Below are 9852 nucleotides of genomic sequence, written 5' to 3' on the forward strand. Positions count from 1 at the left end.
CTAAATAACAATTTTTAGCTTAGGAGAGGCGCAGCCCTTTTCTCTCACCCTTGGGACTCAATCGGCAGCCCCCTTTAGAAAGAACTTTCGCAGCAAAAATTACCAGGCCTGCCGCTGCTGCCAGTACTGATAGGTGCTATAGGCCATCGTCACCGCACCGGCAATCATCGCCTGCTCATCGACGTCAAACTTGGGATGGTGCAGTGGATAGTTGCGCCGGTCAGGGAAGCCGACGCCCAGGCGAAACATCGTGCCGGGAGCCTTTTCGGTGAAGTCGGCAAAATCCTCGGCCCCCATCGAAGCGTCCGGGATCCACTCGATTCGCTCACTGCCCCAGGCTTCCTCGGCGCAGGCCGCCACCAGCTGAGTCAGATCCCAGTCATTGATCACCGAGGCGGTGCGGCGCTGGTAGTTCACCTCATAGTCGGCCCCGTAGGTGCGGCAGACGCCAGCCACAATTTGCTCAATCCAGGCCGGCAGCCGCTCGTAGGTATCGGCATGGAGCGATCGCACCGTGCCCAGCAGCCGTACCTGGTCGGCAATCACGTTGGGCGCGCGTCCGCCCGTAATCTGGCCAATCGTCAGCACCGCCGGATGCAAGGGGTTGATGGTGCGGCTGATCGCCTGCTGGAGGGCTGTCACGACCTGAGCCGCAATCCAAATGGCGTCAGTGGCCTCGTGGGGACGAGCCCCGTGCCCCGACTCGCCAAAGATTTTAATTTCTAAGTCGTCGGCAGCCGCCGTCAGCGCCCCGTGCCGCAGGCCAATCACCCCAGCCTGGATCGACGGAAAAACATGCAGACCCAAAACCGCAGCGACGTTTTCCATTACGCCGTCGGCAATCATCCACTTGGCTCCCTGGGCCGTTTCCTCGGCTGGCTGAAACAAAAACCGCGTGGTGCCCGGGAAGGAGTGACCTAGCTCGGCCAGAATCATCGCCGTCCCTAGGCCAATTGCAGTGTGGACATCATGTCCGCAGGCGTGCATGATGCCGGGACTCTTGGAGACGAAGGGCACCTCGGCCTTTTCAGCAATCGGCAAAGCGTCCATGTCCGCTCGAATCGCCAGCGCTGGCAGGGTTGGGTCAGCGCCCGCCAGTTCCGCTACAACGCCGGTCTTACCCACCATCTCCTGCACATGGAAGCCGCAGGACGACATCACTCCCGCCACGTAGGCAGCAGTCTGATACTCCTGACCGCTCAGCTCTGGGTGACTGTGAATATGGCGACGAATTTCAACGAGCCGGGGCGCAATTTTTTCAGCAATATCTTTGATCTGGCTGAGCATGGATGAGTCGAGGTAGGTAGGCGTATCTCCATCAGTGTAAACGCACAGATAAGGAGAACCTAACTCGGGCTGCCTTTACCGGTTTTTAATCTCAGCACCATTTTAGTTAATCCCACAATCAAGCGCAGTTAACCTTGGGCTTCTAATGTAAGCCTGTACCATTCAGAACGACTTCAAAATTGCATCTCTAGACATCTATACGAATTTGATGGTCTGCCGTGCCTAACGACTTTACAGCAACATCCTCACAGCAGGGGCAGTCAGCCCAGCCTGCGGTCTCAGTCCACAATCTGACCAAGTCCTTTGGCGATAACGTGGCGCTGGACCAGGTGGGCTTGAGCATTGACTCGGGGGAAATGGTCGCCCTGGTAGGGGCCTCGGGGTCGGGCAAGTCCACCCTGCTGAGGGCAGTCAACGGCTTGCAGATTGCTGACCAGGGCCGAGTCGAAATCTTTGGCACATCGCTCCAAACCGACGGCAAGCTGCATTCCAACGTGCGTCGGCTGCGCAGCCGCATTGGCTTCATTTTTCAGCAGTTCAACCTGGTCAACCGGCTGAGCGTGTTGGAAAACGTGCTGATCGGCAGCCTCTCGGAAATGTCGGCGCTGCGGGCCGGGCTGCGGCTCTTTAGCCAAGAGGAAAAGGCCCAGGCGCTAGCGGCGCTAGAGCGGGTCGGCATTTTGAATCAGGCCTACAAGCGGGCGGCTTTTCTGTCCGGCGGGCAGCAGCAGCGGGTCGCGATCGCGCGCTGCCTAATGCAGGGAGCGCAGATTATTTTGGCCGACGAACCGATTGCTTCCCTCGACCCCGAGTCGGCCCGCAAGGTCATGCAGCTGCTGACAGACCTCAGCCGAGAGCAGGGATTGACCGTGATCACCTGCCTGCATCAGGTGCAGATGGTGCGCCACTATTTCAGCCGCTCGATCGCCCTGCGAGACGGCGCCGTCCACTTCGACGGCCTTACCCATGATTTGAATGACGAGCGGCTCAACCATATCTATGGAGCCGCGGCCGAAGAGCTGGTGCTCAGCGGTCATGCCGAAGCGATTGCTTAATCGCCAATCTGTCCTGCTTGCCGACCTATCTCAAAAATTTCTGGAATAACGATGCTAAATTCAACCTTAAAACAATGGACATCTCGACTAGCCTTACCCCTAGTCAGTGCGAGCCTGCTAGCCGGCTGCAGCAGCGGCCCCGCAGCCACCGACGGCGACGCCGAGTCCGCGGCCAGCACCGGCGAAACCTGCGCCCCCGAATTGGCCGAGATTGACTTTGGAATTATTTCCACCGAGTCGCAAGACAACCTGCGACCCAAGTGGGAGCCCTTCCTGGATGCGATGGAAGCAGAACTGGGCCGACCGGTCAATGCCTTCTACGCCACCGACTATGCTGGCGTGATCGAGGCCATGGGCGCGGGCAAAATTCAGCTGGCCTGGTACGGCGGCAAGTCCTACATTGAAGCAGCCGAGCGCTCGCAGGCAGAAGCCTTTGCGCAAACGGTAAACTCAGACGGCACCAAGGGCTACTACTCGCACCTGATCACCAACGTCGATAATCCAATTGTTCAAGAAATCGATCTGGAGGCAGGCAACGGCGATCAGTACGTCCTCGACAACGCCAGCGAACTGACCTTTGCCTTTAACGACCCCAACTCGACTTCGGGCTTCCTGGTACCCAGCTACTATGTCTTTGCTAAGAACGGCGTAGACCCCAACCAGGCTTTTAATGAACTCATTTTTGCAGGCAGCCATGAGGCCACTGCCCAGGCCGTCGCCAACAACCAGGTCGATGTCGCCACTAACAACAGTGAATCGCTGGTCAATGTCGAAACCAGCGACCCCACCGCCCGCGAACAGATTCAGGTGATCTGGACCTCGCCCGAAATTCCCAGCGACCCGCTTGCCTACCGCAGCGATCTACCGGACTGCTTCAAAGCAGAGGTCCAAGACTTCTTCTATAGCTACGACGATGAAGCTGTGCTAGGGCCGCTGGAATGGCAGGGTTTCGACCCCGCTGGTGACGAGGATTGGAACACCATTCGCGAGCTGGAAATTGGCAAAAGTATCCTCGAAGTTCAGAATAACGCCGACCTCAGCGCAACCGAAAAAGAGCAGCAGATCGAAGCGCTCAATCAGAAGCTAGAGGCTTTGGAATAGGGAGAAAGAGCGAAGAGGGGGGGTAGGGGAATAGGGGTAACGACAAACCTATCAACCCAAACCCCTCTTTCCTTTTCACTCTTTCCGCTTCACTTTTCACTTTTCACTTTTCCCACGTACAGCATCGACGGCCGAATCAGCACATTATTCTGCCTCTGCTCCAAAATATGAGCGGCCCAGCCCGCCATGCGACTGTGCCCCGCCGTCAGGGTAATTAGGTCGGCTGGAATGTCCAGCAGGGAATAAACCAGGCTTAAATAAAAGTCCACATTCACATTCACGCCTAGTCGCTTATAGGGCGACATCGCCTGCTCAACCGCTTCGGCCTTGGCAAACAATTCGCTGCCCTGAGCTTGACTCAGCGACTGGGCAGCGGCCTTGAGCAAAGGCGCACGGGGGTCAACGGTTTTATAAATTCGGTGGCCAAAGCCGCTGATCCGCTTGCCCTGCTTGCGCCGCTGCTTCAGCTGCTGAAAGACATCGCCCTCGTAGTCAATCGCTGCCAGCATACCGATCACATCTTCCATCGCGCCGCCGTGCAGCGCCCCGCCGAGGCTGCCCAGCGCCGCCGTCATCGCCGCATGGCCATCGGCCCCGGTGCTGGCGGCAACCCGCCCGGCAAAAGTGGACGCATTGGAACCGTGTTCGGCCAGAAGAATGAAGCTACGCTCGATAATCGCTGTCGTCGCTGGCGTCGGTCGCTGCCCGGTCACCTGATAGAGGTAGTTGGCCGGGTGGGAAAGGGCCGGATCGCTAGGCGGTAGCCGGCGGTCAGCGCGCAGGGCCTGGTGCAGCGCGATCGCGCTGCCGGCCTGAGCAATCAGCCGCAGCATGGACTCAGCCAACCCCTCATCGACAGACTCGGCCCCCAAAGCCGAAACCACTGTCCGCAGCACTACCAAGGGATGCGCCTGCCGCAGCGTTTGGATTAGCCCTGTCACCCAGTCTGGCAGCGCCCGATAGGCGACGAAGCGCTGATGCAGCTCGGTTTGCTCGGCAGCGGTGGGCAGGTGTCCATAGAGCAGCAGATGAACCACCTGCTCATAGTTGGCAACCTCGACTAGCCGATTGACCGGATAGCCGCGATAAATCAGGCCAATCTCATCCGTCCGCAGGTCAGAAATATAGGTTTTATCCAGAATAATGTCCTTCAGGCCCCGCCGAATGGGAGCCGCCTGCTGACCGTTTTGCGTATGGGACTGCATCTTGCCTGAGAATACTTAAAGACTTAAAGAGGATACGAGCCGTCCGGGCTGTGCTCAGTCCATTATTCACCCAAACCGAGCATTCATTGACATCAGGTTGGCGCTACGATAGCGGCAGTCCATTTGCAGAGGTCAGCGAGATGCGGCGCAGAGCGATGTGGGGAAGAACCTGGCCATCTGGGCTCAGCCTGGGTTTGGGACTGGCTGCGGTCGCCACCCTGCTGCCCTTACCCGCCCGGGCTCATCCCGGGCACGCCAATCCCTTCCTAGCCGATCTGCTGCATCAGCCCCTGACGCCGGGCTGGATTGCGGCTGGGCTGGGGCTCGCCTTCCTGTTTGGGGCCGGTCACGCGCTCGCGCCGGGACATGGCAAAACGCTAGTAGCGGCCTATTTAGTCGGCAGTCGCGGTACGCCTCAGCAGGCGCTACTACTGGCGCTGGTCACCACCCTCACCCATACCGTCGGCGTCTTTGCCCTGGGGCTGATGGCGCTAGCGGCTTCGCAGTATATTTTGCCCGAGCAGCTCTACCCCATCTTGAGCCTGGCCAGCGGCCTCACGGTCTGTGGGGTCGGGTTTTGGCTCCTCGACCAGCGGCTCAGCGCTCAGTCGGCTCGCCTGCGTCAGGCCCATGGGCATTCCCACGTTCACTCCCCTGACCACCCGCATCCCCCTGGGACTCCTCACAGTCACGGCTCGGCCCACAGCCATTCCCACCTTCCTACCGGGCCAATTACGCCGCGATCGCTGGTTGCTCTGGGCATAGCGGGTGGGATTGTGCCCTGCCCGTCCGCTTTGGTGCTGCTGCTGTCCGCGATCTCGCTCGGCAAAATTGGCTTTGGCCTGCTCTTGCTTAGCGGCTTCAGCCTGGGCCTGGCGATGGTACTGGTTGGCATTGGCTGGATGACGCTCTATGCTAGGGATTGGCTAAATCGGCTGCCAGCTGCCGGGCGGCTAGGTCGGGTTTTGCCACTGCTCAGCGCCGTAGCCGTTATCGGGATCGGCGGCATCATGACGACAGTAGCGGTGATCGCGCCGCTGCGGTAGCGGTCATGTGCCCTAAGAACGGTAATAAAAAATGCTGGGATAGACAGCTGATATTTATCATGGCGGTAGGGATCGCTACTTTGAGGACGCTGCCATGCTATTTCAAGACCGGACTGACGCGGGTAAACGGCTGGCCACTCGGCTGACGGCCTATGAGCGGCAGCCCCAGACGATTGTTTTGGGCCTGCCCCGGGGCGGCGTGCCGGTGGCGTTTGAGGTGGCCCAGGCGCTGGAGCTGCCGCTGGACGTACTGATTGTGCGCAAGCTCGGCTTGCCCGACCAAAAGGAAATGGCGATGGGCGCGATCGCCAGTGGCCATGTGCGGATTCTCAACCAGCGACTGCTCCAAAATCTCCAGCTCTCTCCCGAGGTTATCGAGCAGGTCACCCGCGAAGAGCAGCGGGAGCTAGAGCGTCGCGAGCGGGCCTATCGGGGTAACCGACCGCCATTGGAGCTGCGCGATCGTACCGTCATCTTAGTGGATGATGGGTTGGCCACCGGCGCGACCATGAAGGCAGCCGTAGCCGCCCTCCAGCGCCAGCATCCGGCGCGGATCGTGGTCGCCGTTCCCGTTGGCTCGACCCATGCCTGCCAAACGTTTGAGAAAATAATCGATGATATCGTTTGCGCCGAATCGCCAGAGCCGTTTTCGGCCATCGGCCTCTGGTATGACAACTTTGACCAGACCACAGATGAAGAAGTGAGAAATCTGCTAAAACACCGAGTGAGCCAGCCTCATTAGCGGAATAGTAGAACTGGAATGTGGCTGCTGCGGAGCATTTGGGCGGTGGTGCTGCCGATTACCAGGTGACGAATACGGCTGTGGCCATAGGCGCCCATCAGCAGCAGGCTGATGTTTTCAGCTTCGATATACTGGCAGATTACCTCCTCGGGGTTGCCGGGGATGAGCTGGCAGATCGGCTGAAATCCGGCGGCCTGGGCCTGAGTTTCGGCATCTTTGAGCCGCGCGATCGCGTGATTGTCCTCTACCTTCTTCGCCACCGTCAAAATATGCAGCTCTAGCCCTTTAAACGCAGGCGAAGTCGATAGGAAATCGAGTATTTTCTGACCGCTCTCACTGCCGTCATAGGCCAGCAGCAGCCGCTCCACCGGACTGTGCTGGCGCGGTGTAATCAGGCAGGGCTTATGGCTGGCCCGGGCGATGCGCTCCATATTGGCCCCCAGGTGACCCGAGGCAAACTCCGCCGCCTCGCCTCGCTTGCCCAGAATAATCAGGTCTGAATTCGTTTCGAACTTGTGAAAAATATCAACTAAAAAGCCGGTTTCATGAATCAGCCTGACTTCCCTGACGCCGCCGTCGCTCAGCTGCTGTTGGGCATCCTGAAGCACCAGCTGGGCTTTCTGCTGGTTGAGCTTCGCCTTTTGATGCTCTAGCTCCACCAGCTGATTAAGCAAATCGCGAGAGGCCCCGAGGCCAATCGCGCCGCTGAAGTTGCCGGTAGAGGCGACCTTTTGGCTGCGAATATCGGAGACAAAAAGGACATCGACCTCAGCATCTAGCCGGGGCGCTAGCCAGCTGGCGTAGCGGTAGCTGCTCTGGGCAAAAATCGAGCCGTCTGTGCAGAGAAGAATATGTTTCATCACCGGAATTCCTAGTGGTTATTGAGATTGTTCAGGGCGTCGGGCTCGTTGTGAACAGCCAGCCGATTTAGCAGAGACTGGCTGGCTTCGTTCATCCCCAACAGCTCAACGTCGGCCCCGTTGCGGCGAAACTTCAGCACCACTTTATCAATCGCATTGACCGCGCCCTGATCCCAAATGTGAGCATGGCTCAGATCAATCACGACCTGGTCCAGCTCTTCTTCAAAGTTAAACGCGTCCAGAAAATCGTCTATCGAGACGAAAAATAGCTGCCCAGCAACGCTGTAGGTGCGCTGGGCGCGATCGCGGCTCAGTACCGTATCGACAAAGACCATCTTGGCAATCTCGCGAGAGAAAAAGACCGTGCTCAAGGCAATCCCCACAATGACGCCAATCGCTAGGTTGTGGGTGTATATCGTAATCACTACCGTTGTTAGCATTACCACCGTCTCGCTGCGGGGAATCCGGCGAAAGTTCCTGACCGACGCCCAGTTAAAGGTGCCAATCGAGACCATAATCATCACCGCGACTAGCGAAGCCATGGGAATCTGGCTCACCCAGCGGGCCAAAACCAGGATAAAGAACAGTAAAAGTACGCCGGCGGCCAGCGTAGACAGGCGCTTGCGGCCCCCGGATTGAATGTTGATCACCGACTGGCCGATCATTGCACAGCCAGCCATGCCGCCAAAAAAGCCGGTGACCACGTTGGCAATGCCCTGCCCTCTAGCTTCGCGGTTCTTATTGCTCGGCGTATCCGTCAGCTCATCTAGCAGCGACGCGGTCAGCAGCGACTCCAGCAGCCCCACAATCGCCAGCGTGAGGGCAAACGGCAGAATAATTTGCAGCGTTTCCAGCGTCAGCGGCACCTGCGGTAGGGCGAAAAAGGGCAGCGCCGAGGGCAGCTCACCCATATCGCCAACGGTGTTCACATCCAGGTCCATTGCCATGCTTGCTCCGGTGAGGACGACGATGGCCACCAGCGGCGAAGGGATGACCTTGGTCAATCGGGGCAGCAGGTAGATGATGCCCAGGCCAATCGCCACCATGGCGTAAACAATCCAGGAGACGTTGGTGAGCTGGGGCAGCTGGGCCATAAAGATGAGAATCGCCAAGGCGTTGACAAATCCCAGCATCACCGCGCGCGGCACATACTTCATCTGTCTTCCCAGCTGCAGCCAGCCAAAAATAATTTGAAAAATGCCGGTCAAAATCGTCGTCGCAAACAGGTATTGCAGCCCGTAGTCGCTGACCAGCTCCACCATCAGCAGCGCCATCGCCCCGGTCGCAGCAGAAATCAGGCCGGGCCGACCGCCAACAAAGGCCGTGATCACCGCAATGCAGAAGGAGGCGTAAAGTCCCACCTTGGGGTCAACCCCAGCGATAATCGAAAACGCGATCGCTTCTGGAATCAGGGCCAGCGCCACCACCGCCCCCGCCAGCAGATCGGCGCGAACGTTCGAAAACCATTCCCGCCGTAGGGTGGTTGGGTCAAACCATGATTTTGCTTTCAATAAAACCTCCCGGCCCTGAATGGATACCCTGAATTGAGCGTAAATTTATTTATCACAGCAGATGGCCAAAGCGATGTTGACTGCTGCGATCGCAACGCTGCGTCAGCGATCAAGTTAAAAACTAAAGCCGAAACCCCAGCCGTTCTACGGTAGCGACATAAAACCGGCTAAGGCTTAGGGGGGAATATTTATAAACGCGAGTAGGACAACGCTGACAGTCACTAAGCTACCTGAGAACAAGCAGCTAAAACTCGCCGCTCCGATAAAGCTAACCTCACTATATCATGTCCCATTTGCATACCGTCATCAGGCTCAATGCTACAAAATGAGGTTCGCCAACAAATGCAGTTAGGCAGACTTCTGAGCAGGTCAGCCTAGTGTTTTTAGATCCGAATTGCGCTAACAACACAGACAAGCATAGCCTGAAGTCGTTGACTGTAGCGGCTCCAAAAATCTAAGGCGAGGTAAAGACAACTTCCTTTAGCCTCAACGTCACTGCGGTCAACAATGCGCCGGTACTGAACGTCAACAAGCTGAGATATTGTAGAAGGCGGTTCCGTCCTCACCACCGATAGCTATCTCAAGGCTACGGATGTAGACCATGCTCTCAATGAACTCAGGTTCACGATCAGCGAACTCAGTGGCGGACAGTTTGAAAAGTTGACTAATCCTGGGCTCGGCATTACCCGCTTTACTCAAGCTGACATCAACATTCTCAATGCGTTACCTCGCACAGTTTGAAGGCATTGCCTTCTACGTCTTAGGTGCGAGCATCGACCCTGCGGTTCAGACGTCCATCGCTTCTTCAACACGCAGAATGGCGCGCACTTCTATACGTCTAATGAATGTAAAAGGGGTACGGCTTTTGACCGTACCCCTTTTTCGCATGATGCTATCTAAATTTGTACTCCTAAAGTTTAGAGAGCGTTACCACGTGGCAGTACCTCTTCGGGGAATACAAACTTCTGATGCGGCTGGTCTTGCGGCGCCAGCCAGGCCCGGATGCCTTCGTTCAGCAAGATGTTCTTCGTGTAGAAGGTCTCGA

9 protein-coding genes and 1 pseudogene are annotated in these 9852 nt (G+C 57.5%); 5 read left to right on the forward strand and 5 right to left on the reverse strand.

Annotated elements, in window-relative coordinates; genetic code table 11:
- Positions 1-99: 99 nt before the first annotated feature.
- Positions 100-1287: a M20 family metallopeptidase gene (locus tag IQ241_RS20870; protein ID WP_193910949.1), complete on the reverse strand. Its 1188-nt coding sequence runs from the start codon at positions 1285-1287 to the stop codon at positions 100-102.
- A gap of 218 nt (positions 1288-1505) precedes the next feature.
- Between IQ241_RS20870 and phnC the strand changes: the two genes are divergently transcribed.
- Both phnC and phnD read left to right on the forward strand, forming a co-directional pair.
- Positions 1506-2342: a phosphonate ABC transporter ATP-binding protein gene (gene phnC / locus IQ241_RS20875; RefSeq protein WP_193910951.1), complete on the forward strand. Its 837-nt coding sequence runs from the start codon at positions 1506-1508 to the stop codon at positions 2340-2342.
- A gap of 51 nt (positions 2343-2393) precedes the next feature.
- The gene (phnD, locus tag IQ241_RS20880) at positions 2394-3443 is read left to right on the forward strand and encodes a phosphonate ABC transporter substrate-binding protein (protein ID WP_193910953.1); all 1050 of its coding nucleotides are present in this window, start codon (positions 2394-2396) and stop codon (positions 3441-3443) included.
- An 89-nt stretch (positions 3444-3532) separates the two neighbouring features.
- Here the strand turns inward: phnD and IQ241_RS20885 are convergent, their stop codons facing one another.
- Positions 3533-4648: a citrate/2-methylcitrate synthase gene (locus IQ241_RS20885; protein WP_193910955.1), complete on the reverse strand. Its 1116-nt coding sequence runs from the start codon at positions 4646-4648 to the stop codon at positions 3533-3535.
- An 86-nt stretch (positions 4649-4734) separates the two neighbouring features.
- On the opposite strand from IQ241_RS20885, the gene IQ241_RS20890 reads away from it, so the two are divergent.
- Both IQ241_RS20890 and IQ241_RS20895 read left to right on the forward strand, forming a co-directional pair.
- Positions 4735-5694: a nickel/cobalt transporter gene (locus IQ241_RS20890; RefSeq protein ID WP_228021927.1), complete on the forward strand. Its 960-nt coding sequence runs from the start codon at positions 4735-4737 to the stop codon at positions 5692-5694.
- Positions 5695-5788: 94 nt separating this feature from the next.
- The gene (locus tag IQ241_RS20895) at positions 5789-6436 is read left to right on the forward strand and encodes a phosphoribosyltransferase (protein WP_193910957.1); all 648 of its coding nucleotides are present in this window, start codon (positions 5789-5791) and stop codon (positions 6434-6436) included.
- Here the strand turns inward: IQ241_RS20895 and IQ241_RS20900 are convergent.
- Positions 6433-7296 carry a universal stress protein gene (locus IQ241_RS20900; RefSeq protein ID WP_193910959.1) on the reverse strand — a complete coding sequence of 288 codons (864 nt, stop codon included), beginning with the start codon at positions 7294-7296 and terminating at the stop codon, positions 6433-6435. The genes IQ241_RS20895 and IQ241_RS20900 overlap by 4 nt on opposite strands.
- Before the next feature lie 11 nt (positions 7297-7307).
- Complete coding sequence (locus IQ241_RS20905; protein WP_193910961.1) at positions 7308-8807, reverse strand: SulP family inorganic anion transporter; 1500 nt, start codon at positions 8805-8807, stop codon at positions 7308-7310.
- A gap of 540 nt (positions 8808-9347) precedes the next feature.
- Here IQ241_RS20905 and IQ241_RS26740 point away from each other — a divergent pair.
- Positions 9348-9548, forward strand: a complete 201-nt coding sequence (locus IQ241_RS26740) for a cadherin-like domain-containing protein (RefSeq protein WP_193910967.1) — start codon at positions 9348-9350, stop codon at positions 9546-9548.
- Between the two features lie 176 nt (positions 9549-9724).
- Here IQ241_RS26740 and IQ241_RS20915 read toward each other — a convergent pair.
- Positions 9725-9852, reverse strand: a pseudogene (locus tag IQ241_RS20915) (photosystem II D2 protein (photosystem q(a) protein)); the annotation flags it as partial.

It is taken from the genome of Vasconcelosia minhoensis LEGE 07310 (assembly GCF_015207255.1).
Classification (GTDB): domain Bacteria; phylum Cyanobacteriota; class Cyanobacteriia; order Phormidesmidales; family Phormidesmidaceae; genus Vasconcelosia; species Vasconcelosia minhoensis.

Excerpts from the sequence above, each read along its gene's own strand:
- IQ241_RS20870 (WP_193910949.1), bottom strand. The coding sequence starts at position 1,287 with ATGCTCAGCCAGATCAAAGATATTGCTGAAAAAATTGCGCCCCGGCTC.
- IQ241_RS20895 (WP_193910957.1), top strand. The coding sequence starts at position 5,789 with ATGCTATTTCAAGACCGGACTGACGCGGGTAAACGGCTGGCCACTCGG.
- IQ241_RS20885 (WP_193910955.1), bottom strand. The coding sequence starts at position 4,648 with ATGCAGTCCCATACGCAAAACGGTCAGCAGGCGGCTCCCATTCGGCGG.
- IQ241_RS20900 (WP_193910959.1), bottom strand. The coding sequence starts at position 7,296 with ATGAAACATATTCTTCTCTGCACAGACGGCTCGATTTTTGCCCAGAGC.
- phnD (WP_193910953.1), top strand. The coding sequence starts at position 2,394 with ATGCTAAATTCAACCTTAAAACAATGGACATCTCGACTAGCCTTACCC.